The organism is Streptomyces sp. Xyl84, assembly GCF_059731885.1.
Window position 1 is genome coordinate 3,472,553 of the sequence record NZ_AP029182.1, and the last position, 25,021, is coordinate 3,497,573.

22 protein-coding genes, 1 tRNA gene and 2 pseudogenes are annotated in these 25,021 nt (G+C 72.2%); 12 read left to right on the top strand and 13 right to left on the bottom strand.

Annotated elements, in window-relative coordinates:
• Positions 1–5: 5 nt before the first annotated feature.
• The 4 genes and pseudogenes from dnaJ to AC6I72_RS15060 form a co-directional block, all read right to left on the bottom strand.
• The gene (gene dnaJ / locus AC6I72_RS15045) at positions 6–1,187 is read right to left on the bottom strand and encodes a molecular chaperone DnaJ (RefSeq protein ID WP_037850811.1); all 1,182 of its coding nucleotides are present in this window, start codon (positions 1,185–1,187) and stop codon (positions 6–8) included.
• Between the two features lie 39 nt (positions 1,188–1,226).
• Complete coding sequence (gene grpE, locus AC6I72_RS15050; protein WP_037850814.1) at positions 1,227–1,904, bottom strand: nucleotide exchange factor GrpE; 678 nt, start codon at positions 1,902–1,904, stop codon at positions 1,227–1,229.
• Positions 1,901–3,748 carry a molecular chaperone DnaK gene (gene dnaK, locus AC6I72_RS15055; protein ID WP_037850817.1) on the bottom strand — a complete coding sequence of 616 codons (1,848 nt, stop codon included), beginning with the start codon at positions 3,746–3,748 and terminating at the stop codon, positions 1,901–1,903. The genes grpE and dnaK overlap by 4 nt, the downstream gene beginning before the upstream one ends.
• A gap of 736 nt (positions 3,749–4,484) precedes the next feature.
• Positions 4,485–5,462, bottom strand: a pseudogene (locus tag AC6I72_RS15060) (MraY family glycosyltransferase); the annotation flags it as partial.
• 323 nt (positions 5,463–5,785) lie between these two features.
• Between AC6I72_RS15060 and AC6I72_RS15065 the strand changes: the two are divergent.
• Entirely contained in the window at positions 5,786–8,074 is a 2,289-nt protein-coding gene (locus tag AC6I72_RS15065) for a (Fe-S)-binding protein (RefSeq protein WP_498001303.1), read from the top strand.
• A 229-nt stretch (positions 8,075–8,303) separates the two neighbouring features.
• Here AC6I72_RS15065 and AC6I72_RS15070 read toward each other — a convergent pair whose 3' ends face one another.
• Positions 8,304–8,645, bottom strand: coding sequence for an antibiotic biosynthesis monooxygenase family protein (locus AC6I72_RS15070; protein ID WP_366728581.1), 342 nt, complete (start codon positions 8,643–8,645; stop codon positions 8,304–8,306).
• Positions 8,646–8,787: 142 nt separating this feature from the next.
• Here AC6I72_RS15070 and AC6I72_RS15075 point away from each other — a divergent pair, with 142 nt between their 5' ends.
• Positions 8,788–9,852 (top strand): Yip1 family protein, encoded by a 1,065-nt coding sequence (locus tag AC6I72_RS15075; protein ID WP_498001304.1) that lies wholly within the window; start codon positions 8,788–8,790, stop codon positions 9,850–9,852.
• Between the two features lie 84 nt (positions 9,853–9,936).
• Here AC6I72_RS15075 and AC6I72_RS15080 read toward each other — a convergent pair whose 3' ends face one another.
• Positions 9,937–10,266, bottom strand: a complete 330-nt coding sequence (locus AC6I72_RS15080; protein WP_498001306.1) for a helix-turn-helix transcriptional regulator — start codon at positions 10,264–10,266, stop codon at positions 9,937–9,939.
• Positions 10,267–10,387: 121 nt separating this feature from the next.
• On the opposite strand from AC6I72_RS15080, the gene AC6I72_RS15085 reads away from it, so the two are divergent.
• Positions 10,388–10,816: an STAS domain-containing protein gene (locus AC6I72_RS15085; RefSeq protein WP_498001308.1), complete on the top strand. Its 429-nt coding sequence runs from the start codon at positions 10,388–10,390 to the stop codon at positions 10,814–10,816.
• A gap of 100 nt (positions 10,817–10,916) precedes the next feature.
• Here AC6I72_RS15085 and AC6I72_RS15090 read toward each other — a convergent pair whose 3' ends face one another.
• Positions 10,917–11,426 (bottom strand): phosphoribosyltransferase, encoded by a 510-nt coding sequence (locus AC6I72_RS15090; protein ID WP_498001309.1) that lies wholly within the window; start codon positions 11,424–11,426, stop codon positions 10,917–10,919.
• A 17-nt stretch (positions 11,427–11,443) separates the two neighbouring features.
• A complete protein-coding gene (gene dcd / locus AC6I72_RS15095) occupies positions 11,444–12,019 on the bottom strand; it encodes a dCTP deaminase (RefSeq protein WP_037850835.1) in 576 nt (191 codons plus the stop codon).
• Positions 12,020–12,525: 506 nt separating this feature from the next.
• Here dcd and AC6I72_RS15100 point away from each other — a divergent pair.
• Positions 12,526–12,599: transfer RNA gene (locus AC6I72_RS15100), tRNA-Gly, on the top strand.
• Positions 12,600–12,757: 158 nt separating this feature from the next.
• Here the strand turns inward: AC6I72_RS15100 and AC6I72_RS15105 are convergent.
• A pseudogene (locus tag AC6I72_RS15105) lies at positions 12,758–12,973 on the bottom strand (DNA-binding protein); the annotation flags it as partial.
• Between the two features lie 482 nt (positions 12,974–13,455).
• On the opposite strand from AC6I72_RS15105, the gene AC6I72_RS15110 reads away from it, so the two are divergent.
• Both AC6I72_RS15110 and AC6I72_RS15115 read left to right on the top strand, forming a co-directional pair.
• The gene (locus AC6I72_RS15110) at positions 13,456–14,004 is read left to right on the top strand and encodes a DUF4232 domain-containing protein (RefSeq protein ID WP_498001311.1); all 549 of its coding nucleotides are present in this window, start codon (positions 13,456–13,458) and stop codon (positions 14,002–14,004) included.
• A 795-nt stretch (positions 14,005–14,799) separates the two neighbouring features.
• Positions 14,800–15,021: a hypothetical protein gene (locus tag AC6I72_RS15115; RefSeq protein WP_037850865.1), complete on the top strand. Its 222-nt coding sequence runs from the start codon at positions 14,800–14,802 to the stop codon at positions 15,019–15,021.
• Between the two features lie 558 nt (positions 15,022–15,579).
• Here the strand turns inward: AC6I72_RS15115 and AC6I72_RS15120 are convergent.
• Complete coding sequence (locus AC6I72_RS15120; protein WP_498001312.1) at positions 15,580–15,885, bottom strand: helix-turn-helix domain-containing protein; 306 nt, start codon at positions 15,883–15,885, stop codon at positions 15,580–15,582.
• Between the two features lie 66 nt (positions 15,886–15,951).
• On the opposite strand from AC6I72_RS15120, the gene map reads away from it, so the two are divergent.
• The gene (gene map / locus AC6I72_RS15125) at positions 15,952–16,734 is read left to right on the top strand and encodes a type I methionyl aminopeptidase (RefSeq protein ID WP_498001313.1); all 783 of its coding nucleotides are present in this window, start codon (positions 15,952–15,954) and stop codon (positions 16,732–16,734) included.
• Positions 16,735–17,034: 300 nt separating this feature from the next.
• A complete protein-coding gene (locus tag AC6I72_RS15130; RefSeq protein ID WP_498001314.1) occupies positions 17,035–18,258 on the top strand; it encodes an FG-GAP-like repeat-containing protein in 1,224 nt (407 codons plus the stop codon).
• 167 nt (positions 18,259–18,425) lie between these two features.
• Here AC6I72_RS15130 and AC6I72_RS15135 read toward each other — a convergent pair whose 3' ends face one another.
• Positions 18,426–18,905 carry a molybdopterin-dependent oxidoreductase gene (locus AC6I72_RS15135; protein ID WP_498001316.1) on the bottom strand — a complete coding sequence of 160 codons (480 nt, stop codon included), beginning with the start codon at positions 18,903–18,905 and terminating at the stop codon, positions 18,426–18,428.
• Positions 18,906–19,193: 288 nt separating this feature from the next.
• Here AC6I72_RS15135 and modA point away from each other — a divergent pair, with 288 nt between their 5' ends.
• From modA to AC6I72_RS15150, 3 genes are read left to right on the top strand one after another with little or no spacing between them, the layout of a single operon-like run.
• Positions 19,194–20,024, top strand: a complete 831-nt coding sequence (gene modA, locus AC6I72_RS15140; RefSeq protein ID WP_498001317.1) for a molybdate ABC transporter substrate-binding protein — start codon at positions 19,194–19,196, stop codon at positions 20,022–20,024.
• Positions 20,021–20,869, top strand: a complete 849-nt coding sequence (modB, locus tag AC6I72_RS15145; protein WP_498001318.1) for a molybdate ABC transporter permease subunit — start codon at positions 20,021–20,023, stop codon at positions 20,867–20,869. The genes modA and modB overlap by 4 nt, the downstream gene beginning before the upstream one ends.
• Positions 20,866–21,936 carry an ABC transporter ATP-binding protein gene (locus AC6I72_RS15150; protein ID WP_498001320.1) on the top strand — a complete coding sequence of 357 codons (1,071 nt, stop codon included), beginning with the start codon at positions 20,866–20,868 and terminating at the stop codon, positions 21,934–21,936. Before modB ends, AC6I72_RS15150 begins: the two co-directional genes overlap by 4 nt.
• A gap of 132 nt (positions 21,937–22,068) precedes the next feature.
• Here the strand turns inward: AC6I72_RS15150 and AC6I72_RS15155 are convergent, their stop codons facing one another.
• Positions 22,069–23,325, bottom strand: a complete 1,257-nt coding sequence (locus tag AC6I72_RS15155; RefSeq protein ID WP_498001321.1) for an NAD(P)/FAD-dependent oxidoreductase — start codon at positions 23,323–23,325, stop codon at positions 22,069–22,071.
• 125 nt (positions 23,326–23,450) lie between these two features.
• Entirely contained in the window at positions 23,451–24,395 is a 945-nt protein-coding gene (gene sigJ, locus AC6I72_RS15160; RefSeq protein ID WP_498001322.1) for an RNA polymerase sigma factor SigJ, read from the bottom strand.
• Positions 24,396–24,756: 361 nt separating this feature from the next.
• Here sigJ and AC6I72_RS15165 point away from each other — a divergent pair, with 361 nt between their 5' ends.
• Complete coding sequence (locus tag AC6I72_RS15165; protein WP_366728601.1) at positions 24,757–24,960, top strand: cold-shock protein; 204 nt, start codon at positions 24,757–24,759, stop codon at positions 24,958–24,960.
• The last annotated feature ends 61 nt before the right edge of the window (positions 24,961–25,021 follow it).

A 25,021-nucleotide genomic window follows, 5' to 3' on the forward strand; every position in this document is an offset into this window, starting at 1 on the left:
CTCCCTCATGCTCCCTTCGCGGCCTCGAACAGCTCGGCCCGCGGGTCCTCGCCCGCTCTCGCCTCGCGATACGCCTCCAGCGCGTCACGAGCCTTCCCCGACACGTCCTTGGGAACACTCACCTCGACGGTGACCAGCAGGTCACCGCGGGTGCCGTCCTTGCGGACCGCGCCCTTGCCGCGGGCCCGCATGGTCCGCCCGTTGGGCGTGCCCGGGGGCAGCTTGAGCGTCACCGGCGGCCCGCCGAGCGTGGGCACCCGCACCTCGCCGCCGAGCGCGGCCTCGTCGAAGGTGACCGGCACGGTGACGGTGAGGTTGTCGCCCTTGCGCCCGAAGACCGGGTGGTCACCGACGTGCACCACCACGTACAGGTCGCCCGCCGGACCGCCGCGCTCGCCCGGGGTGCCCTTGCCGCGCAGCCGGATCCGCTGCCCGTCCGACACCCCGGCCGGGATGCGGACCTGCATCGTCCGGGACGACTTGGCACGCCCGGAGCCGGCGCAGACCTCGCACGGGTTCTCCGCGATCAGTCCGCGGCCCTTGCAGTCGGGGCACGGATCGGTCAGCGAGAACCCGCCGCCCGAGCCGCGCGCCACCTGCCCGGTGCCGACACAGGTCGGGCACACCCGCGGCGTGCCGTTCTTGTCGCCGGTGCCCGAACAGGCCTTGCACGGCGCCTGCGAGGACATCCGCAGCGGGACCGTGGCGCCCTCGATGGCCTCCGTGAAGCTCAGCGTGACCTCGGACTCGATGTCCTGGCCGCGCCGCGGCTGCGTCCGCGTGCCGGCTCCGGCGCCGCCCCGGTTGAACAGGCCCCCGAAGACGTCGCCGATCCCGCCGCCGAAGCCGCCGGATGCGCCGCCCCCCTGGGCGCCCCCTCCGAAGAGGTCGCCCAGGTCGAAGTTGAACGAGCCGCCGCCCGCCCCGGGACCGGGACGGAAGCCGCCGCCCCCGAACAGGGCGCGGGCGTCGTCGTACTCCTTGCGCTTCTTGGGGTCGCCGAGGACGTCGTTCGCCTCGGAGATCTCCTTGAAGCGCTCCTCGGCCTTGGCGTTGCCCTTGTTGGCGTCCGGGTGGTACTCGCGGGCGAGCTTGCGGTACGCCTTCTTGATCTCGGCCTCGGTGGCGTCCTTGGGGACGCCGAGGACCTTGTAGAAGTCCTTCTCGATGAAGTCCTTGGTGCTCATCCCCGACGTCCCTCCTCTCCTGCGTCGATGCCTATTACGTCAGCCCTCCTCCGGGCCACCGCTGTCCTTGTCGTCGGCCTGCTCGGCGCCCTTGTCCTTGCCGGACTCGTCGGCCGCCTTGACCGTCTGCGCGCCGGGCTGGGGCTCGGCCACCGCCACCCGCGCGGGGCGGATGGTGCGCTCGCCGATCCGGTACCCGGGCTGCAGGATCGCCACGCAGGTCGTCTCGGTGACGTCCGGCGCGTAACTGTGCATCAGGGCTTCGTGGATCGTCGGGTCGAAGGGCTCGCCCTCCTTGCCGAACTGCTGAAGCCCCATCTTGGCCGCCACGGTCTCCAGCGACTCGGCGACGGACTTGAAACCGCCCACCAGTTCGCCGTGTTCCCGCGCGCGCCCGATGTCGTCGAGCACGGGCAGCAGCTCGGTCAGGAGGTTCGCGATGGCGATCTCCTTGACCGCGACCCGGTCCCGCTCGACCCGGCGCCGGTAGTTCTGGTACTCGGCCTGCAGCCGCTGGAGGTCCGCCGTGCGCTCACCGAGCGCGGTGCGCACCTGGTCCAGCTGGGCCGTCAGACCGGCCGACTGAGCGGCGTCCCCGGCCGGGGCCGCCCCCTCCTCCTTGGCGGAGGAGGCGGCCTTCGGCTCGGCGTCGTCGGAGGTGGCGCCGGAGGGGACGTCGGGCTGCTGCTCGTCGAAGCCCGGGGTCTCCTCCGTCACGCGGCACCGTCCTTGCGCTCGTCGTCGACGATCTCGGCGTCCACCACGTCGTCGTCGGCCTTCGCCTGGGAGGCACCGGCCTCACCGGCACCGCCCGCGGCCTGCGCGCCCTGGGCGTCGGCGTACATCGCCTGGCCGAGCTTCTGGGAGACGGCGGCGACCTTCTCCGTGGCGGTGCGGATCTCGGCGGTGTCCTCGCCCTTGAGCTTCTCCTTCAGCTCGGCGACGGCCTCCTCGACCTCGGTCTTGACCTCGCCCGGGACCTTGTCCTCGTTGTCCTTGAGGAACTTCTCGGTCTGGTAGACGAGCTGCTCGCCCTGGTTGCGGGTCTCGGCGGCCTCGCGGCGGCGGTGGTCCTCCTCCGCGTACTGCTCGGCCTCCTGGCGCATGCGGTCGACCTCGTCCTTCGGCAGCGAGGAGCCGCCGGTGACGGTCATCTTCTGCTCCTTGCCCGTGCCCAGGTCCTTGGCGGTCACGTGCATGATGCCGTTGGCGTCGATGTCGAAGGAGACCTCGATCTGCGGGACGCCGCGCGGCGCCGGCGGCAGACCGGTCAGCTCGAACATGCCGAGCTTCTTGTTGTACGCCGCGATCTCGCGCTCACCCTGGTAGACCTGGATCTGCACCGACGGCTGGTTGTCCTCGGCCGTCGTGAAGATCTCCGAACGCTTGGTCGGGATCGTGGTGTTGCGCTCGATCAGCTTGGTCATGATGCCGCCCTTGGTCTCGATGCCGAGGGACAGCGGGGTGACGTCGAGGAGCAGGACGTCCTTGACCTCGCCCTTGAGGACACCGGCCTGGAGCGAGGCGCCGATGGCGACGACCTCGTCCGGGTTCACACCCTTGTTGGCCTCCTTGCCGCCGGTCAGCTCCTTGACCAGTTCGGCGACGGCGGGCATACGGGTGGAGCCGCCGACCAGGACGACGTGGTCGATCTCGTTGATCGAGATGCCGGCGTCCTTGATGACGTTGTGGAACGGCGTCTTGCAGCGCTCCAGCAAATCCGCGGTCAGCTGCTGGAACTGGGCGCGGGTGAGCTTCTCGTCCAGGTGCAGCGGGCCCTCGGCGGACGCGGTGATGTAGGGCAGGTTGATCGAGGTCTCGGTGGACGAGGACAGCTCGATCTTGGCCTTCTCCGCCGCCTCGCGCAGGCGCTGGAGGGCCATCTTGTCCTTGGACAGGTCCACGCCGTGGCCGGACTGGAACTGCTTGACCAGGTAGTCGACGACGCGCTGGTCCCAGTCGTCACCACCGAGGTGGTTGTCACCGTTGGTGGCCTTCACCTCGACGACGCCGTCGCCGATCTCCAGCAGCGAGACGTCGAACGTGCCGCCGCCGAGGTCGAAGACGAGGATCGTCTGGTCGTCCTTGTCGAGGCCGTACGCCAGGGCGGCGGCGGTCGGCTCGTTGACGATGCGCAGGACGTTCAGACCGGCGATCTCACCGGCCTCCTTGGTGGCCTGGCGCTCGGCGTCGTTGAAGTACGCCGGGACGGTGATGACCGCGTCGGTCACCTTCTCGCCCAGGTAGGCCTCGGCGTCCCGCTTCAGCTTCTGCAGCACGAAGGCGCTGATCTGCTGCGGGTTGAAGTCCTTGCCGTCCAGGTTGATCTTCCAGTCGGTGCCCATGTGGCGCTTGACCGACCGGATGGTCCTGTCGACGTTGGTGACCGCCTGGCGCTTGGCCACCTCGCCGACCAGCACCTCGCCGTTCTTGGCGAAGGCGACGACGGACGGCGTGGTCCTGGCGCCCTCGGCGTTGGTGATGACGGTGGGCTCGCCGCCCTCCAGAACGCTGACGACGGAGTTAGTCGTGCCCAGGTCGATGCCGACCGCACGTGCCATGGTGAGTTCCTCCAGCTGACTTGAGTGCAACGGACTCAAGTGTGCACGACGGCGGCGCCGGGGTCAACAGACCTGAGTCAATGAGACTCAACTCTTATCCATCCCTTACACGCAGGGCCTCTCTGACCTGCGGTGATGCCATCTGCTGAGGTGGAGGCGAGGGGTACCCGAAGGGGGAACGCCGGGCTCCCTCGGGGCCGTACCCGTATCCGAACCCGGGTACGGCCCCCGCTCCGTACTCCTCGCCGTACCCGTCTTCGTACGGCCCCCGGGAAGAGGGTGCGGGGCGCGGGTCACCGGCGGAGGGTGCCTCGGTGCGGGGGCCCCGCAGGTCACCGGCGGAGGGCGCCTCGGTGCGGGGGCCCCGTACGCCGGCCGCGGGGGCGCGGGTACCCGGCCCGGCTCCGGGTGCCCGCAGCGGCAGCCCCCGCACACCACCGCCCAGCGCCCGCAGGGCTCCCAGGGCCGCGCTCGCCCCCTTCGCGCTCCCCGTCGCACGCCCGCTCCGGCGCGCACCCCCGCTCCGGCCGGCGGCCGCGCTCCCCTTCCTCCTCCCGCCTCCGCCACCCGCGTCCGCCTCGGCCCGCGCCCTGGGAGCGCAGACACCGGCGGACGTGCCAGGGGAGAGCGACGCGGCCGGCGCGGCCGCGAGGGCCGGCGAGGTCCGCGTGCCGGTGACGTACGTCCTGGTACGGCTGGTGTGGCCGCCGTGCCGGCCGGTGTGGCCGGGATGTCCCGCCGGGCGGCGCGGGCCGTACACCCGCACGCGCAGCAGTCCGAGGACGGCCGGCAGCAGCACCCCGGCCGTCCACAGCGCGCTCACCGGCGCGAGCCAGCCCGTGTGCACCAGGACGCCGACGAGCACGGTGCCGAAGGTGACGGTGCCGAGCAGGACCGTCGCGCCCGGCGGGGTGAGACCCAGCTTGCGCAGCCGGTGGGCGAGGTGGTCGGGGCCCCGGCGCACCACCGACCGCCCGGCCAGCCGCCGGGAGAGCACGACGAGCACCGCGTCGGCGGTCGCCGTGGCGGTGAGCGCGAACAGGACGGCGGCCGTCGACCCGGCGTCGTACCCCGTACGGACCAGTACGGCTGACGCGGCGAGCACGAACCCCGTGAACAGGGAGCCGCAGGCGCCGAACGCGATCCGCGCGGGATGCCAGTTGTGCATGAGGAAGCCGGTGAGGGCGGCGGCGAGCACGCTCAGCAGCACCGCCAGGTCGTCCATCACCTCGGCCGCCGCGCAGACTCCCGCGCCGAACGCGACGAGCACGCCCACCGTGCCGGCCAGGCCGTCGACGTGGTCGAGCCCCCGGAAGGCGACGGCGGCGCAGGCGATCCAGACCACGGCGGCGATCCCGGCGGGCACCCCGGTGTCGTCGTAGGGCACCACGAACGCCGCCGCGACGACCGACCCCACCAGCAGCAGCCACGTCTTCAGCCGCCACACGTCCGCGACCAGCCCGAGCACGGCGACCCCGGCGCCCGCCGCCAGCAGCCTGCCCACGCCGTCGCTCAGCGGAGCCGCGCCCGTCCAGCCGCCCGCCGCCGCGACCAGGCAGGTGCTGCCCACCACCGCGGCCCCGCCCAGCAGCGGCACCGGCCGCACCCGCCGCCGGTCGACCAGCCCGAGCCGCAGCGCGGGCACCCGCAGCAGGGCCGAGAGCACGGCGGCGAGGAACAGGGCGGCGGTGGCGGTGGCGATCCCGTAGAGCACGGTTCTTAAATTAGGTGCATATCGGTCGATCGGGTGTGAATAACACGATCAGAACAGAATCGGATCCCTGCCGGAGCACTCGCCACCCCCGCCGGGACCCCCGGCCCCCGCCGCACGGAACCGCCCCCGCCCGGCGGAACGGCCGCCCCGGACGCCCGCGGACGGACTCCCCGGAGCCAGGCCCCCCGGGCCCCTCTCAGGCAACCCTCAGCGACCCAGATCACCCCACACCCGGCTACATTGCGAAGGAGGATGAGGGTAGTCTCAGACGGACTGCATAAGTTACCGCTTAGTAATTTCGAGGCCGCCTCACAGGAGCCCCAATGCAACTCGCCGCGATCATCGTGTCGCTGGTCCTGATCGTGGTCGGCGTGGCACTGTTCGGCCGCGCCGTCCTGCAGCTCTACGCCCACATGCGGCTCGGCCAGTCCGTACCCGCCGGTACCCGGACCAACGAGCCCGCGCAGCGTACCGCCACCGTGGTCAAGGAGTTCCTGGGCCACACCCGGATGAACCGCTGGGGCATCGTGGGCGTGGCGCACTGGTTCGTGGCGGTGGGCTTCTTCTCCCTGCTGCTGACGATCGTCAACGCGATCGGCCAGCTCTTCAAGGCCGACTGGATCCTGCCGGTCATCGGCGACTGGGCGCCGTACAACGTCTTCGTCGAGTTCCTCGGCACGATGACGACGCTCGGCATCCTCGTCCTGATCGCCGTCCGCCAGCTGAGCAAGCCGGACAAGCCGGGCCGCAAGTCCCGCTTCGCCGGCTCCAACTTCGGCCAGGCGTACTTCGTCGAGGCCGTCATCCTCATCGTCGGCGTCTGCATCTTCACGCTGCACGCCCTGGAGGGCGCCCAGCACCACGTGGACGGCTACGAGGCCTCGTTCTTCGTCTCGTACCCGGTGGTCTCCTGGCTGCGCGGCATGGACGTCTCCACGCTCCAGAACCTCACCTACTTCTTCGCCGGCCTGAAGATCGCGACCTCCTTCATCTGGATGATCACGGTCGCGCTGAAGACCGACATGGGGGTGGCCTGGCACCGCTTCCTGGCGTTCCCGAACATCTGGTTCAAGCGGGAGGCCGACGGCTCCACGGCGCTGGGCGCGCTCCAGCCGATGACCTCCGGCGGCAAGGCGATCGACTTCACCGACCCGGGCGACGACGACGTCTTCGGCGTCTCCCAGGTCGAGCACTTCTCCTGGAAGGGCCTGCTGGACTTCTCCACCTGCACCGAGTGCGGCCGCTGCCAGTCGCAGTGCCCGGCCTGGAACACCGGCAAGCCGCTCTCCCCCAAGCTGCTGATCATGTCGCTGCGCGACCACGCGCACGCCAAGGCCCCCTACCTGCTGGCCGGCGGCGGCAAGAGCATGGAGGGCGAGGAGAAGGCGTCCGAGGAGCAGCTCGCCGGTGTCCCGGCGTCCGCCCTCGCGGAGGCCGAGCGCCCGCTGATCGGCACGGTGGAGGAGAACGGCGTCATCGACCCGGACGTCCTGTGGTCCTGCACCACCTGCGGCGCCTGCGTCGAGCAGTGCCCGGTCGACATCGAGCACGTCGACCACATCGTCGACATGCGCCGCTACCAGGTGATGATCGAGTCCGCGTTCCCGTCCGAGGCGGGCACGATGCTCAAGAACCTGGAGAAGAAGGGCAACCCCTGGGGCCTGGCGAAGAAGCAGCGCCTGGAGTGGACCAAGGAGGTCGACTTCGAGGTCCCGGTCGTCGGCAAGGACATCGAGGACCTCTCCGAGGTCGAGTACCTGTACTGGGTCGGCTGCGCGGGCGCGCTGGAAGACCGCGCCAAGAAGACGACGAAGGCCTTCGCCGAACTCCTCCACATCGCGGGCGTGAAGTTCGCGATCATGGGCGGCGACGAGAAGTGCACCGGTGACTCGGCCCGCCGCCTCGGCAACGAGCCGCTGTTCCAGGAACTGGGCATGGAGAACGTCATGTCCCTCAACGCCGCCTTCGGCGAGGAGATGGACGACGACGGCAAGGTCACGCCCGAGTCGGCGAAGCCGAAGTCGGCGAAGAAGATCGTCGCCACCTGCCCGCACTGCCTCAACACCCTCGGCAACGAGTACCCGCAGCTCGGCGGCGACTACGAGGTCGTCCACCACACCCAGCTGCTCCAGCACCTCGTCGACGAGGGCAAGCTGGTCCCGGTCACCCCGGTCGAGGGCATCATCACCTACCACGACCCCTGCTACCTGGGCCGCCACAACAAGATCTACACGCCCCCGCGCGAGATCATCGGCAAGGTCCCCGGTCTCCGGAACGAGGAGATGCACCGCCACAAGGAGCGCGGCTTCTGCTGCGGCGCCGGTGGCGCGCGGATGTGGATGGAGGAGCGGATCGGCAAGCGCATCAACAACGAGCGCGTCGACGAGGCCCTGTCCCTCAACCCGGACATCGTGTCCACGGCGTGCCCGTTCTGCCTGGTCATGCTGACCGACTCGGTCAACGGCAAGAAGAACGAGGGCGCGGCCAAGGAGTCGATCCAGGTCGTCGACGTCGCCCAGCTCCTGCTGGACTCCGTCAAGACCCCGGCGGAGGAGCCCCCGGCCGGCGCGTCGGAGAGCGAGAACGCGCCGGAGCCGGAACCGGTGAAGTAGCACCGCGGCGCCCTGCGCCCGACGACGACGCCCCCGGCTCCGTACCGTACGGAGCCGGGGGCGTCGTCGCACATGGGGGTCGTCGGACACGGGGAGGGGGGCGGCGTCACTCGTGGGCGGGCCCTGCGCGTCCCCGGGGGCCTGCGCGTCCGCGGGCGCCCAGGGGCCTGCGCGTTCCCGGGCGCCCAGGGGCCTGCGCGTTCCCGGGCGCCCAGGTGTCGTGGGGCGCCTACGCGTTCTTCGGCTCGGCCTGCTGCACGACCTCGAAGGACCACAGGGTGGAGCCGGTGGCCGCGGGCTTCGGCTGCTGCTGCCCGCCCTCGCCCTCACCGGCGCCGGTGCCCCGGTGGGCGGACTTCATCGGCCCCTCCATCCAGGCCTGGAACGCCGCCTCGTCCCGCCAGCGGGTGTACACCAGGTACGTGTCGGTCCCCTCGACGGGACGCAGCAGCTCGAACCACTCGAACCCGTCGGAGTTCTCGACGGCGTGCGCCCGCGAGGCGAACCGCTTCTCCAGCGTCTCCCGCTGCTCGGCGGGCACGGTCAGTACGTTGATCTTGACTACGCTCATGGATCCATCCTGCCCCCGGACCGCCGCAACCGCCGGGAGCACCCCCCGATGTGCTCACCGAACGCCCGAAGACGCACGAAAACCCGCGGGGAGCGCGGCCCGGAGACCACCCCTGAGAACCGCCCGGCGCCTCCCCTAGGGGATGTCACAGCTCGGCCGCAAAGCCGGGCCCGGACGCCCGGGGCCCGCACGTCACCCAGCGGGAGCGGGTACGTTCGACGACGTGGCTGGATTCAGGATCGGACGCGGCGGCCGGGACGACCGTGCCCCGCAAGCGCGCCCCCAACAACCCCCGTACGGACAGCAGACGCCGCCCCGGGCGCCGTCGCACGGCTACCCGTCGGCGCCACAGCCGTACCCGCAGCAGCAACCGCAGTACGGCCGCCCGCCGCAGACCCGGCCGCCGCAGGGGCGTCCCCAGGCCGGCCGGCCGCAGTACGGAGCCGGCGGAGCGGGAGCGGCCCAGTGGCCCCAGGCGGCGGACGGCGGCTACGGCGGACACGGCGAGCCCGAGTACTTCGGTGACGGCGCCGCCCACCCGCAGGGCGGCCCCGACCGGTACGCGGCCGACAACCCGGGCCACACGCAGGCCTTCGCGATCGGCGAGGACCCGTACTCGCAGGGCGAGACCTACCGCGCGGGCTCGGCCCCGGCCGGTCCCATCGGCCCGCGCCTGCACTGGAAGGACCTGCTGCGCGGCATCGTCCTCGCGCCGAACCAGACGTTCCTCCAGATGCGCGACTACACGATGTGGGGCCCCGCCCTCGTCGTGACGTTCCTCTACGGACTGCTGGCGGTCTTCGGCTTCGACGGCGCCCGCAAGGACGCGATCCACGCCACCCTCTCCAACGCGGTTCCGATCGTGCTGATCACGGCCGTGGCCATGGTGATCAGCGCGTTCGTCCTGGGCGTGGTCACCCACACCCTGGCCCGCCAGCTCGGCGGCGACGGCGCCTGGCAGCCCACGGTCGGCCTGTCCATGCTGATCATGTCCCTCACGGACGCGCCGCGCCTGGTCTTCGCCATGTTCCTGGGCGGTGACGCCGGCTTCGTCCAGATCCTGGGCTGGGCCACCTGGGTGGCCGGCGGCGCGCTGCTGACCCTCATGGTCAGCCGCTCCCACGACCTGCTCTGGCCGAAGGCGCTGGGCGCCTCGGCGATCCAGCTGATCGCCCTGCTGTCGATCGTGAAGCTGGGCACGTTCTAGGGAAGGCGGACGCACCGCACGTCGCAGGGGCCCGGCCGTCGAGCCGGGCCCTTCCGCGTGTCCCGGCCGGACGCGCCGGCGCGGCTACTGGGCGACCGGCTTCCTGACGCGGTCGGTCTCGTCCTGCACCAGCAGGGAGAGCAGTGCGGCGACGGAGAGCCCGGCCTCCGCCGGGTGGCGCAGCACCTTGTCCGCCTGGATGCGGTAGGTGTTCGTACGCCCCTCACGGGTGTGCGACAGGTAACCGTCCTCCTCCAGGTCGGAGATGATCCGCTGGACGGCACGTTCCGTCAGCCGGCAGTGCGCGGCGATGTCGCGGATCCGGACGTTCGGATTGTCGGCGATGGACGCCAGGACACGCGCGTGGTTGGTGATGAACGTCCATCCGGTGTGGGATTCGGGCACTCCGACCATGCCCCGCATTTTAGGGGACTCGCTTGCCCGACCCCAGATACATGACATACTTTTCGCGTAACAGACGACGTATGGCGGTGGGGGCAGGAGGGACGCAGGGGTGTATCGGAACGAGGCGGTCATGCCAGGGCGCACATGCGAGGCCGCCGGGACCGGCGAACAGCCGCCCGCCCCGCGCGACGGGTCGGCCCCGTCCGGCGGGACCGGCTCGCGCGACGGGTCGGCCCTGTCCGGCGGGCCGAAGGTCATGGGGCGCGAGTGCGGCGGCGCGTGGGTCGTCGTCGCCCGCGGCGCCTACGACATGCAGTCGATCACCCCGCTCGCGAACGCGCTGGGCGCCGCGGCCGCCAGAGGGCAGAAGGTGGTCCTGGACGCCTCGGGCATCACTTTCGCGGACTCGTCGCTGCTGAACCTGCTGGTGCGCACCCACCTGGCGACCACTTTGCGGGTGACCTCACCGCCGCGGCAGCTACGGCGGCTCCTGGAGATCACCGGAACCGACACCGTCCTGGAGGTCCGGGCGACGGTCGAGGACGCCCTCGCCTCCTAGGTATGCCGACCACGAGCGCGCCGGCCGGCGTCCGTGCGAGAGCCCCCCGATGGTCATCGGGGGGCTCTCGCACGGACGCCGGCCGGGAAGCGGTCGCGGGTCAGAGCGCTTCCTTGTTCTCCTTCGGCGCCTCGCCCGTCCTGTGCACCGGAGGCAGGACACTCCAGGGGAAGTTGATCCAGTCGTCGGTGCGCTTCCAGACGTACTCGCACTTCACGAGCGAGTGGGACTTCTCATAGACGACCGCGCTGCGCACCTCGGCGACGGTGTCCAGGCAGAAGTCGCGGACCAGCTTCAGCGTCTTGCCGGTGTCGGCCACGTCGTCGGTGATCAGGACCTTCTTGTCGGAGAAGTCGATCACGTTGGGCACGGGCGCGAGCATGACGGGCATCTCGAGGGTCGTCCCCACGCCGGTGTAGAACTCGACGTTCACCAGGTGGATGTTCTTGCAGTCGAGGGCGTAGGCGAGGCCGCCGGCGACGAAGACACCGCCGCGCGCGATGCTCAGCACTATGTCCGGCTCGAACCCGTCGTCGGCGATGGTCTGCGCGAGTTCGCGGACGGCCGTGCCGAACAGCTCGTAGGTGAGGTTTTCTCGTACGTCGCTCATGTGGTGGTGCCCCTCGGTCAGACCTGGGTCCGGTGGAAGTTGAGGTAGGAGCGGGAGGCCGTGGGCCCACGCTGCCCCTGGTAACGGGACCCGTAGCGTTCACTGCCGTACGGGGCCTCGGCGGGCGAGGTGAGCCGGAACATGCACAGCTGCCCGATCTTCATCCCGGGCCACAGCTTGATCGGCAGGGTGGCGAGGTTCGACAGCTCCAGCGTCACGTGCCCGGAGAATCCGGGGTCGATGAACCCGGCGGTGGAGTGGGTGACGAGCCCGAGCCGCCCCAGCGAACTCTTCCCCTCCAGCCGGGAGGCGAGGTCGTCGGGCAGGCTGATGACCTCGTACGTACTGGCGAGGACGAACTCCCCGGGGTGCAGGATGAACGGCTCCTCCCCCTCCGGCTCCACGAGCCGGGTGAGGTCCGGCTGCTCGACCGAGGGGTCGATGTGGGGGTAGCGGTGATTCTCGAACACCCGGAAGTAGCGGTCGAGCCGCACGTCGATGCTCGACGGCTGCACCATGGATTCGTCGTACGGATCGATCCGCACCCGGCCGGCGTCGATCTCGGCCCGGATGTCCTTGTCTGAGAGAAGCACGCCCCGAGGATACGCAAGACGCGCGGAGCCCCCACAATCAGGACGGACCCCGCGCGCCTGTGCCGCTTCGCGGACCTACCGCTTCTCCAGCACCACCGGCACCGCACTGCGGAGCCGGGCACACCGGGGACACCGCACGAGCCGACCGGGGCCGAGCCGCTCGGCCTGCTGCATCGGGAACGAAGCGGTGCTGAACACGTGCCCCTCGGCACAACGGACGACGGTGCGCTCCATCAAGCCCTCAAGTCCCTTCCCCAGAACCCCGCCTGGCCTTCTGCCGCCTGACGACAAAAGCCACACTACGGGATCAAAGAGACGACCCTCCAGGCGGCACTCCGGCCCCGCCGGGACCCTCCCCGCCGTCTCCACCGTACGCCCAACTCGGGCCCCCCACAGCCCTCCTCCGCCACCCCGCAGACGCCCCTGGCCCCCGGGGCGTGAGCACCGGGGGCCAGAGATGAGGTACAGTGAGCGAGCACTGGACACCGACTCCGTCGGCGTCTTACGCGGGTGTAGTTTAATGGTAGAACATCAGCTTCCCAAGCTGAGAGCGCGAGTTCGATTCTCGTCACCCGCTCCACGAAGAAGGCTCAGGTCGACGACCTGGGCCTCAGTCGTTTCCGGGGCGCGCCGCCCCCCAGCCGGCCTGCCGCCTGGGCAGGAGACCGCTGAGTCGGAGCCGCGTCCGCACGGCGGGCACCGCTTCTCCAAGGCACCGCTTCTCCAAGGCGTCGCGGCTCAGACTTTCTCGGCGTTCAGGCGCGGATGCCCGGCGGCGAGCAGCCCGGTGTCCTCCACGTCGGAAGTCAGAATCGTCACTCGGCCGGGATGCTGCAAGGCGGTCGCGCACAGCATGGCGTCGATGGCGTACGTGTGGCCGTGCAGCCCCGCTGCCCGCAGCAAGGCGGCAGCGGATTGTGCGACGGTCCGGGTCACGGGCTCGACGCTCAGGCGGGGGTGTCCCCGGCGTCCAGGGAGCCGCCGACGGCCTCGGCGAAGCCGCGCGCCGCGACTGCTCCCTGAAGAGTCGGGCATCCTTGCCGCCGCCGGGGCGCCGCTCCAACTCGCGCGGCAACGCCGTGAGAACGCCGCGCAACAGCGCTCTTCCCCGGTCCCGCCCTCGGTCCGCCGTTCCACTCGGCGTCCCAGGACGGGCACGTCCTCGCAGTTGAGAGGCCGTTCGCGCATCCCAGCGTCCCGCGCTTCCGGAAGGAGTGGCGGATGGGACGGCGGCCGGCCCAGGCTTGGGTCATCGCAGCACGGCGGCTCGCCGGACACGGTGTCCCGCCCCCGCTCGACTCCCCTCTCATGACCGTGTCGTGACTGTGCTTCGGTGCGCCCACCCGCGCCCCGGACAGCGCGGTCGGGACCGTACAGACCGACACGGTTCACCAGCAGGAAATCGTCTTCCTGGTACTCAGAGAAAGCAGCCCGTCATGCGTATCGCCACTCGTTTCCTCTCCCGTCCGGCCGCCTCCTCCGTGGTCGTCGCAGCCGCCCTCACGCTCGTCGGCGTCCAGGCCGCCGGGCAGGCCGCCTCCGCCGCGCCGAGGCAGGCGCCCTCGGCCGTCACCTGCACCGCGGCGAACACGAAGCTGACCGTCACCGAGGTGTCGCGTCCGATCAACCACCTGCTGCTCAAGGCCACCAACACCGGGGCCAAGCCCTGCTTCGCGTACAGCGCCCCCTTCCTGCGGGCCGGCGCCGACGCCCAGGCCCCGCTGCCGTGGGCTCGGGAGACCACGCCGCAGGCCGTGGTGACCCTCAAGCCCGGCCAGTCCGCCTACGCGGGGATCCTGACGTACTCCCCCGACGGCGAGGGCGGTGGCAAGGAGAAGACCCTGGGCGTGTACTTCACCGACAGGAAGGGCGGCGCCACCGGCAAGGAGAAGACCCTGAAGCTGCCTCACGGCGGCGTCTTCTTCAACAGCGCTGCCGCCGTCACGTACTGGCAGGACAACGCGGCGGACGCCCTCTCCTGGTGACCCGCCCCGGCGTCCACGCCACACCCGCCGTCCGGCCGCACCGAGCCTGCCGCCTTCACCGGGGCACAGTGCGGCCGGCAGCGTCGTCCCGTACCGGCCCGCCCCGTACGGATCACGTGGGAGGGCTCACCTTGCGGCTCGATCACATTTCGGCGGCAACCGACGACCGAGGCCGCACGCGGACGTCTCTGCCCCCTGCGATCGTTTTACTGCGATGCGGCTGCGGAGGGCCCGGTTCGAGCAGCTGCTCCAGGTTCTCCACCCTGAAGTGGAGTTCACCGTCCACATCCCGAACGGCACGTTCGTCAAGCTGGGGGCACCCGAAGTCCCCGCCCGCGCGCGAGTGGCCGGTGGTGCGGCACGCGGACAGGCGGCGATCGTCGGCGGCCGCTCCGGCGTCGTCTCCTGGAACGAGGACGGCGCCCCGCTCGCCCTCCTCGTCCTCACCGTCGCCGACGGCGGCCGGATCACCGAGATCACCGCTGTGGCCGGCCCGGCCGCACTCGCGCTCGTGGACCTGCCGGACCCGGTGCGACTCCCTGCCGGCGAAGGCCCCGCGTACGCGAAGCGGTCCCGGAACGGCCTTGGCCGCGCATCGGACCGGAGCACTTTTTGCCGACCCCTGCGTGGCCCCGGCGAGAGTTCGGTCGGGCGGTGGAGGGCGCCTCGCAGGGGCTCTCACCTGGTGAGACCTGGGAGACGGGCTCGCCGGATGCGCCGGAGCGTGTGCCCGGGCGGGCCGGATCTGTGCCGACGGCCACAGCGGGGTGGGCCCGCGAAGGCGCATACTGAGTCATGACAAAGCCTGCTGCGCCGAAGCGTCATCTGCCCACCAGCCCCTTCAAGGCCCCGGTCACACCGGTCCCCAAGCACTTCGCCGTGGGCGACCAGGTCACGCACGACATGTACGGCCTCGGTCGCGTAGTCGGTGTCGAGGACGGGATCGCGGCGCTCGTGGATTTCGGCTCTGAGCAAGTGCGGGTCCTCAGCCCGTACGCCAAGATGACCAAGCTGTAGGGCCCACCAGGGCCGACAGGACCGCTGTGCCCGGTGACGGCACCCCAGGCCCCGTTCAGGGGCCTGTCACGGAAAAGAGTTCTCTCATCGATCTGACGTCGCTGTTCTCCGCGCCGGAAGGGCAACCCCGCCGTTCCGCGGCGGCATCGCCGCCTCCGGCCACGCAACCCTTCCAGGCACCTGATTTCGGGGATTTCGGGGAGGACGACACCGTGCTTCTCGAAGACGTGCAGGAGCCCGTCACGGCCGTGCGTACGGCGCGGCGCAAGGGTGCCCGGTCCCGCGGATAGGACCGTTCCGCGGATGCGGCCGCCCTGTTCCGCCGATCATGAGGCTGCCCCGTTCCGCTGCTGACGACGGTGAGGCCGGCGGCCCGCCATGCGCCGCGAGGCCGCCTGCCGCCATCCGCCTGCCGTCTGTCGGGGTGCGGAGAGGCGGTCCGTCGGCCCGGGTCCCGCCGGGCTCAGGTCTCGTCCCGTGCCCTGGGCCGCCGCGGGATCCCGTCTCCTCGGTGTGCCGGCCCGTCCCTCCCGCACCCGCCTCCGCCCCGCCCCGGGCTTACGACGCCAGCCGCGCCGGTGCCGGAGCGCCGGGGCGCGCCGGGGCGGTGGCCGCCGGTTCCGGCCGGCTGATCTCCGCCCAGACCGCGTCGAGGGAGAGCCCCAGGACGTCGGCGATCGCCGCGATGGTGGGGAAGGCGGGGGTGGCCACGCGGCCCGTCTCGATCTTCCGGAGGGTCTCCGGCGAGACGCACGCGGCGAGCGCGACATCGAGCATCGAGCGCTCCCCTCTGGCCCGGCGCAGGAGGGCACCGAGGCGCTGTCCGCGTTCGACCTCTTCGGGAGTGAGCGGCAACCTGACCATGACTCCGATTCTAGTACCGGTACAGTATTGACGGTATAGTTATTGGTCGCATGAGAAGGGCGTCGCATGATCGAGATCCTGAACCCCACGCTGCTGGCCCGGGCAAGGGACACGGGCGCCCTGGTCGGCGGCATCCTCCAGGAGCTGCGGAGCCGCAGTACGGTCGGCACGAACCTCCTGGACATCGACCGCTGGGCCAAGGACCTGATCGTCGAGGCGGGGGCCACGTCCTGCTACGTCGACTACGCGCCGTCCTTCGGACGCGGCCCGTTCGGCCACTACATCTGCACGGCCGTCAACGACGCCGTGCTCCACGGACGGCCGCACGACTACACGCTCGCCGACGGCGATCTGCTGACGCTCGACCTCGCCGTCCTGCTGGGCGGGGTCGCCGCGGACGCCGCCATCAGCTTCATCGTGGGCGAGTCGCGGCCCCCGGAGAGCGTCGCGCTGATCGGTGCGACCGAACGCGCGCTGGCCGCGGGGATCGCCGCCGCCCGGCCCGGTGCGCGCATCGGCGACATCGCCCACGCCATCGGCACGGTCCTCGGCGAGGCGGGGTACGCGGTCAACACCGAGTTCGGGGGTCATGGCATCGGTTCGACGATGCACCAGGACCCGCACGTCCCGAACACCGGTCGCCCCGGCCGTGGCTACAAGCTGCGCCCCGGGCTGCTGCTGGCGCTGGAGCCGTGGGTCATGGCGGACACCGCCCGCCTCGTCACGGACGCCGACGGGTGGACGCTGCGCAGTGCGACGGGCTGCCGGACGGCCCACACCGAGCACACCGTCGCCATCACCGACGACGGCGCCGAGATCCTCACCCTGCCGAAGCAGCCGCGGCCGTAAGAGCGGAACGCTGCGGAACCCTCACGGCCGCAGCCGTGAGGGCGGAACCCTCCGGAACCCCTCACAGCCCGCGGCCGTGAGGGCGGGGACTCGCGCCGGTGCGGCGACCCCGTCTGGAACTCCTTCAAGGGCGCCGGCGTCTACGACCGGCAGACCAAGCGCTCCCTGAAGCTCGGGCGCGACGAGGCGCTCCTCGGCGACGGCTACCTGGTCCACCGCTCGGACGCGGCCGGCCTCACCCTCCTCGATCTGCACGACGGCTTCCCGGCCGGTGCCGGGGAGGCGGACCTGCCCCGGGGGGTGGTCGTCACCGCCGCCCAGCTCGGGGACCGGACCGCGCGCCGCTCCGGGTGGACCGTCGACCGCTTCGGCGGCCACCTCGCCTACACGGGCGAGGACCGCCGGGTGCGGATCGTCCCCTCGGGCGTCCCGGCCTCCTCGATCTCCGTCATCGACTCCGACACGCCCGCCCTGGACCTCAAGTCCGGGGCTTGGGCACCGCGGTGGTGGCTGTCGAAGCCCGCGTCGGCATGGTCGCTGACGCTGCGGAACAAGGCGAGCGGGAAGACCGTGCGGACGCTGACCGGCGGAGAGGCCCGCGGGCTCGTCGCGCCGTCCTGGGACGGCAAGGACGCGGCCGGGACGTACGTCCGCAACGGGGCGTACACCTGGACCCTGACCGCGAAGCCCGCCGACGGCGTCCAGGCGGACCTCTCCGTCGCCGGGACGGTGCCGGTGACCGGCGGTGCCGCCGTCTGGCGGGACCTGGCCGGTGACGACGGGTTCGGCGACCTGCTGGCGACGGACAGCGCCGGGGCCGTGACGCTGTACAGGGGCACCGGGACCGGCGGGCTGTCGTCCCGGATCCCCGGGTCCGGCGACAAGTTCGCCGCCGGCTCCGTGCTCGTGCCCTTCGGGGACGTGGACGGGGACCGGTGCGCCGATGTGCTCGTACGGGTGGGCGACCAGCTGCGGGCGTACCGGCCGGGGTGCGGGAAGACCGTCAGCGCCTCCTCGCCGTACACGGCGATCGGCACCGGCTGGGGCCAGTACGACCAGCTCACCTCGCCCGGGGACGTGAACGGGGACGGCCACGCCGACCTGATCGCCCGTCAGGCGTCGACCGGGGACATGTACTTCTACGCCGGCTCGGCCGACCACCGGCTGAAGGCCCGGGTGCACATCGGCACGGACTGGAAGCTGTACCAGCGGATCGTCGGCGCCGGTGACCTGAACGGGGACGGGCGCGGCGACCTGCTCGGCGTCGACTCCGCCGGTGTGCTGTGGCGGTACTACGGCACCGCCACCGGCGGCGTGACCCCGCGGGCACGGGTCGGCGGCGGCTGGAACACGTACTCCGCCCTCGTCGGCACCGGCGACCTGACCGGCGACGGCCGCGCCGATCTGGTGGCACGGGACACCGCCGGGAAGCTGTGGCGGTACTCCTCCACGGGCACCGGCGACTACAGCGCCCGGGTGCTGATCGGCACGGGCGGCTGGAACGGCTTCACGGGGCTGTTCTGACCCGCGCGTGAGGTGGCGGGTCCAGCCCGCGCGTGAGGTGGCGGGTCCAGCCCGCGCGTGAGGTGGCGGGCCGGGCCCGCGAGTGAGGTGGCGGACAGGCGGGCAGCGGGCAGTCGGCCGGACGGACAGGCGGACAGACGGGCAGGCCGTCCCCTCGGCCGCCCGTCTCACCACGCCCGGTAGCCGCCGTGCACCCGGATCGCTTCGACGCCGCTGACGTAGCGGCCCCCGCAGCGGTCCTGCGGCAGGACCAGCTGGGTTCCGGTGCTGCCGAGCGGGGTGCCGTCGAGGGCGACCGCCAGCAGGACGGGGGCGCGGCCGAAGTCGGGGTCGATCTCCGCCCAGGACAGCAGCGTGTGGTGCCCGTCGGTGCCGCGCACGGCGATCAGGAAGCGCAGCCGGTCCTTGCGGCGGGCGGGGTCGAAGGCGGGGCCCGCGTCCGTGAGGACGTCGTGCAGCAGCGGTCCGGTGAAGCGGTGGTGCCGGACGCCGCTGGTGGCGCATTCGAAGGTGACCTGTGCCGCGTGCTGCGGCCAGGCGAGAAGGTCGGACACGGTCAGCCGGGCCGGGCGGTCCAGGTCGCCGTCGAGGACGAGTTCCGCCTGCGGGCCGGCGGCCGGGCCGGTGGCTGCGAGGGCCTGGCTCACGGTCCACCACCTCCACCGGGACCGTACCCGCACAGCACCTCCGTACAAACGCACATACCAGCCTTACGGATCCATGATCCGGCTGATGCGATGTGACTAGTGACGTATGGCTCGCATCTGCGGCAGTATCATCGGCGTTGCGCACCCGCCGGGGACGGGCCGCCGGAGCATCCCAGCTTCCCCGGGTACATCGAACGGCGTGGCCGTCGGCCGGACCGATGGCCGAGCGGCCGGTGGCCGCGAGGCCGTGGACGCGTCCGTTCAGGACCTTGAGGGAGTGGCCCCGTGATGACCCGTTCCGCGCGCCGGACCCGCCGGACGCTTCAGGTGACCGGTGCGGGCGCCGCCGCGCTGCTGGCCCTGAGCGCCTGTTCGTCCTCCGGCCCGGACTCCTCCGGCTCCGGTTCCTCGGGCAGGCCGGACGCCTCCGCGGCGGGCAAGGTGTCCGGTGACGTGACCGTCTTCGCCGCGGCCTCGCTCAAGGAGTCGTTCACGACGCTGGGCAGGCAGTTCGAGGAGGAGCACCCCGGCACGAAGGTGACCTTCAGCTTCGGCGGCAGCGACTCCCTCGCGGCCGGCATCACCAGCGGCGCCCCGGCCGACGTGTTCGCCTCCGCCAGCCCCAGGACGATGAAGGTCGTCACGGACCACGGCGACGCGGCCGGCACGCCCGTCACCTTCGCGCGCAACCAGCTGGAGATCGCCACCCTGCCGGGCAACCCGGACAAGGTCGCCTCCCTGAAGGACCTCACGAAGTCCGGCCTGAAGGTCGTCCTGTGCGCGAAGACGGTGCCGTGCGGCGCCGCCGCGCAGAAGGCGCTGGACGCCAGCAGCCTCGGCCTCACTCCCGTCTCCTACGAGCAGGACGTCAAGTCCGCCCTGAACAAGGTGGTCCTGAAGGAGGCCGACGCCGCGGTCGTCTACGAGACCGATGTGAAGGCCGCCGGTGGCAAGGTGGACGGCGTGGAGTTCCCCGAATCGGCCAAGGCCGTCAACGACTACCCGGTCACCGTGCTCAAGGGCTCGAAGAACACCGGCGCCGCCCAGGCGTTCGTCGAACTGGTGCGGTCCGCCGCGGGGCGGCAGGTCCTCACCCGGGCCGGGTTCCTCGAACCGTGAGCGCGCACGACGAGCCCGGCGCCGCGGCCCGCCCCCGCACGGGCGGGCCGCGGCGCCGCCGTGTCCGCGGCGGCGCGCCCCTGCCGCTCCTGCTGCCCGCCGTGGCCGGCCTGGCCTTCCTGGTCCTGCCGCTGCTCGCCCTGCTGGTCCGGGCTCCCTGGCGGGGCATGCCCGCCCTGCTGACCAGCACCGAGGTGTGGCAGGCGCTCCAGCTGTCCCTGGTCTGCGCCACCGCGGCGACCGCGGTCAGCCTGGTGGCCGGGGTGCCGCTGGCCTGGCTGCTGGCCCGGGTCGAGTTCCCGGGGCGCGGGCTCGTGCGCGCCCTGGTGACGCTGCCGCTGGTCCTGCCGCCGGTGGTGGGCGGCGTGGCCCTGCTCATGGCACTGGGACGCAACGGCGTCGTCGGGCAGTGGCTGGACTCCTGGTTCGGGATCACCCTGCCGTTCACCACTCCGGGCGTGATCCTGGCCGAGGCGTTCGTGGCGATGCCGTTCCTCGTCATCAGCGTCGAGGGCACGCTGCGGGCCGCCGACCCGCGTTACGAGGAGGCCGCCCAGACCCTGGGCGCCTCCCGCTTCACCGCGTTCTGCCGGGTCACCCTGCCGCTGATCGCCCCGGGCATCGCCGCCGGTGCCGTACTGGCCTGGGCCCGCGCGCTCGGCGAGTTCGGCGCGACGATCACCTTCGCCGGGAACTTCCCCGGCCGCACCCAGACCATGCCGCTGGCCGTCTACCTCGCCCTGCAGAACGACCCGGAGTCGGCCATCGCCCTCAGCCTGGTCCTGCTGGCCGTGTCGGTCGCCGTACTGGCGGGGCTGCGGGACCGCTGGATGACCGCCTCATGACCGGCGCCGCGCAGCCCGCCGCCACCGGGGAGGGACTCGACGCCCGCCTGGTGGTCGACCGCGGCGCCTTCCGCCTGGACGTGGCGCTGACCGCCGAACCCGGCGAGGTGGTCGCGCTCCTCGGCCCCAACGGCGCCGGCAAGACCACCGCCCTGCGCGCACTCGCCGGACTCGTCCCCCTCTCCGAGGGTCATCTGCGGCTGGACGGGGCCGAGTTGGACCGTACGCCGCCCGAGTCCCGCCCGGTCGGAGTCGTCTTCCAGGACTACCTGCTCTTCCCGCACCTGTCCGCCCTGGACAACGTGGCGTTCGGGCCGCGCTGCCACGGCGCCGGCAAGGCGGAGGCCCGCGCCCAGGCCGGTGCCCTGCTGGAGCGCATGGGCCTGGCCGCGCACGCGTCCGTCAAGCCCCGCCGGCTGTCCGGCGGCCAGGCCCAGCGCGTCGCCCTCGCCCGCGCCCTGGCCACCCGGCCGCGGCTGCTGCTCCTGGACGAGCCGCTCGCCGCCCTGGACGCGCGCACCCGCCTCGACGTCCGCGCCCAGCTCCGCCACCACCTGGCCGGCTTCGAGGCGGTCGCCGTCCTCGTCACGCACGACCCGCTGGACGCGATGGTCCTGGCCGACCGGCTCGTCGTCGTCGAGGACGGCCGCATCGTGCAGGAGGGCACGCCCGCCGACATCGCCCGCCACCCGCGGACCGACTACATCGCCCGGCTGGTCGGCCTCAACCTCTACCAGGGGCGGGCCGAGGGCCACACGGTGCACGTCCGGGGCGGCGTCGGCATCACGACCGCCGAGGACCTCACCGGCCCGGCCTTCGTGGCCTTCCCGCCCGGGGCGGTCACCCTGCACCGGGACCGCCCCACCGGCTCCAGCGCCCGCAACCTCTGGCGCTGCGAGGTGGCCGGCCTGGAGACCCACGGCGACCTGGTCCGCGCCGACCTCACCGGCGAACTCCCCCTGACCGCCGACCTGACCACGATCGCCGCCGCCGAACTGGGACTCCACCCCGGGGCCACGGCATGGGCGACGGTCAAGGCCACCCAGACGCACGCGTACCTGGCCTGAGAAGGCGGAGGGGGCTGCGGCGGGCCCGCGGGCCCCTTTCTCCTGTCCCGGCGGGAGGAACGGCGGCGAGCCCCTTCCTCCCTGCGGACCGGTCGGGCCGTACTGGTGAGGTGGTGCGGCCGGGAGGTGCGGTCAGGCGGCCGCGACCGGCTCGCTCGGGCGGGAATGCTCCCGCACGATGCGGCGGCGCCGGGGCGGGAGCCCGAACGTCGGGTTCGCGACGCCCCAGGCCGCGCCCTTGCAGACGACCTCCTTGTAGAGCGCGGCGAACCGGCCCGTCAGGGCCGCCCGGACCGCGCGGTCGTCGGCGGTGACGTACTGGATCAGGCCGTCCCTGCGGCCCAGCGAGACGCACTGGTTGAAGTAGCGCAGCGGGACGGTCGGGATCTTCGCGCCGGTCAGGCGGGCCGCGAGGGCGTCGGCGGCCTGCCACGCGGTCGGGATGCCCGAGGCGCACGACATGCGCAGCGGCTTGCCGCCGGGGCCCGCCGCCATGGCCGCGTCACCGACGGCGTACACGTCGGGGTGGGAGAGCGAGCGCATGGTGCGGTCGACCACGATCCGGCCCGTGCCGGTGACCTCCAGCGTGGTGGCCCGCGCGATCGGGTGCACCGCGAAACCGGTGGTCCACACGGTGACGTCCGCCGGGATGTGCGTGCCGTCGGCGGTGGTGACGCGGTCGGCCCCGACACCCGTGACAGCGGTGTGCTCGTGCACGGTCACGCCCAGCCGGCCGAGGACCTTCCGCAGGTGCCCGCGGCCCTTGGGCGAGAACCCGTCGCCGAGGTCACCGCGGGCGGCGAGGGCGACGTCGAGGTCCGGGCGGGACTCGGCGATCTCGGTGGCGGCCTCCAGGCCGGTGAGGCCGCCGCCGACCACGAGCACGTGCGCTCCGGCGTCCAGGCGGGCCAGGCGCTCGCGCAGCCGGAGCGCCCCGGGGCGGCTCGCGATCTCGTGGGCGTGCTCGGCGGCACCGGGGACGCCCTGGGTGTCCCAGCCGCTGCCGAGGGCGTAGACGAGGGTGTCGTACTCCAGTTCCTCGGTGCCGTCGGTGCCGTCGGAGCGGTCCATGCCGTCGGTGCCGTCCGTGCGCCGCGTGCCGTCGGAGCCGTCGGCGGTGCGGACGGTGACGGTCCTGCGGTCGGCGTCGACGCCGGTGACCCGCGCGTGCTTCAGGACGACGCCGGTCCCCGCGAACATCTCGCTGAAGGGGCGGGGCGCGAGGTGCCCGCCGGCCGCGAGCTGGTGCAGGCGGACGCGCTCGACGAAGTCGGGTTCTGCGTTGACGAGGGTGATGGCGGCGTCCTCGCGGTGCAGCCGCCTGGCGAGGCGTCCGGCGGCGACGGCTCCGGTGTATCCGGCTCCGAGGACGATGATGCGGTGCTGCATCTCCTGGCTCCTGTCTTGAGCGGGTTCGCCCCTTGAACCGGACGGCCCGCCGTTTCCTGACAGAACCCGGGTGTGAAGCACCTCACACCCGGGTCGCCGTACCTCGCCGCCTCGCCCGCCTCGCCTCAGAAGGCGTGGAACAGCGGCTCGCCGTGGTCCTCGGACGCCCACCGCCGGCTCGCGCGGACGAGCTTGTCGGGGTTGGCCTGGGCGCGGAACGCGGCGATGCCCCCGTCCGTGACCTCCAGGCACAGGATGCCGACGACGCGGCCGTCGAGGACCGCCACGACGGCGGGTCCGCCGTTGGCGGTCGCCGCGTAGATCCCGGGCGAACCGCCGACCAGGGCGCGCCTGCTCCTGCCGGGCTTGAACAGGCCGCGCATGAACGTCGCCACCGCGAGTGCGCCCTCGAACGCCTTGGTGCGGGCGGGGACCTTCCCGCCGCCGTCGCCGACCGCGACGGCGTCCTGCGTGAGCAGCCGCACCAGTGGCTCGGTCCGGCCGCTGGTGGCGGCCGCGAGGAACTCCTCGACCACCCGCCGGGCGGCGGCCTCGTCGACCTCCGTACGGGCCCTGCCGTCCGCGACGTGTTTCCTGGCACGGTGGTAGAGCTGCTGGCCCGCGGCCTCGCTGATGCCGAGGATCCCGGCGATCTCCCGGTGCGGATAGCCGAAGGCCTCGCGCAGGACGTACACCGCCCGCTCGGCCGGGGTGAGCCGCTCCAGCACGGCGAGGACCGCGTACGAGACGGACTCGCGCTGTTCGGCGGTGTCGGCCGGGCCGAGCATCGGGTCCCCGGCGAGCAGCGGCTCGGGGAGCCACTGGCCGACGTAGGTCTCCCGCCGGGCGCGGGCCGAAGCGAGCTGGTTCAGGCAGAGGTTGGTGAGGACCTTCGTCAACCAGGCCTCGGGCACCTCGACTTGCGTGACGTCGGCCGCCTGCCAGCGCAGGAATGTGTCCTGCACGGCGTCCTCGGCCTCGCTCGCGGAGCCGAGGAGGCGGTAGGCGATGGCTTCCAGGCGCGGCCTGGACGCCTCGAACCGTTCCACGTCCTTCATGGTCAGGGCCATGGCCCGGATCCTAGGCCCTGCCGCCCCCGTTCCACCCCGGCCGGCGAGCGGCCCGTGCCCCGCCTGCCCGCCTGCCCGCCTGCCCGCCTGCCCGCCTGCCCGCCTGCCCGCGCGCGCCTTGCGCCCGCGCGCGGGGGAGAATTTCCGTGGTACGGCGGGGAAAATCCCTGCGCCCCGGCGGGAATATTCCCTGGCCGGGGCCGGGACGGAAATTATTCGCCCCGCAGCTCCGATCCCGGCGTGCTAGGGTCGACGGCAGTTGCAGTTGTGGTTGCCTGGGATTTTTTCCGTCGGGGTGATCATCGCGGCGACCGGAGTCCGCACAGGGCGGCCTCCGTGCACCGTCCCGAAGGAGAAGAAAATGGCTACCGGCACCGTGAAGTGGTTCAACTCGGAAAAGGGCTTCGGCTTCATCGAGCAGGACGGCGGCGGCCCCGACGTCTTCGCCCACTACTCGAACATCGCCACCCAGGGCTTCCGTGAGCTGCTGGAGGGTCAGAAGGTGTCCTTCGACATCGGTCAGGGCCAGAAGGGCCCGACGGCGGAGAACATCGTTCCCGCCTGACGCCGACCCACACCGGCGCACATTCTCGGCTGGGGCCCGCACCTTGGGTGCGGGCCCCAGC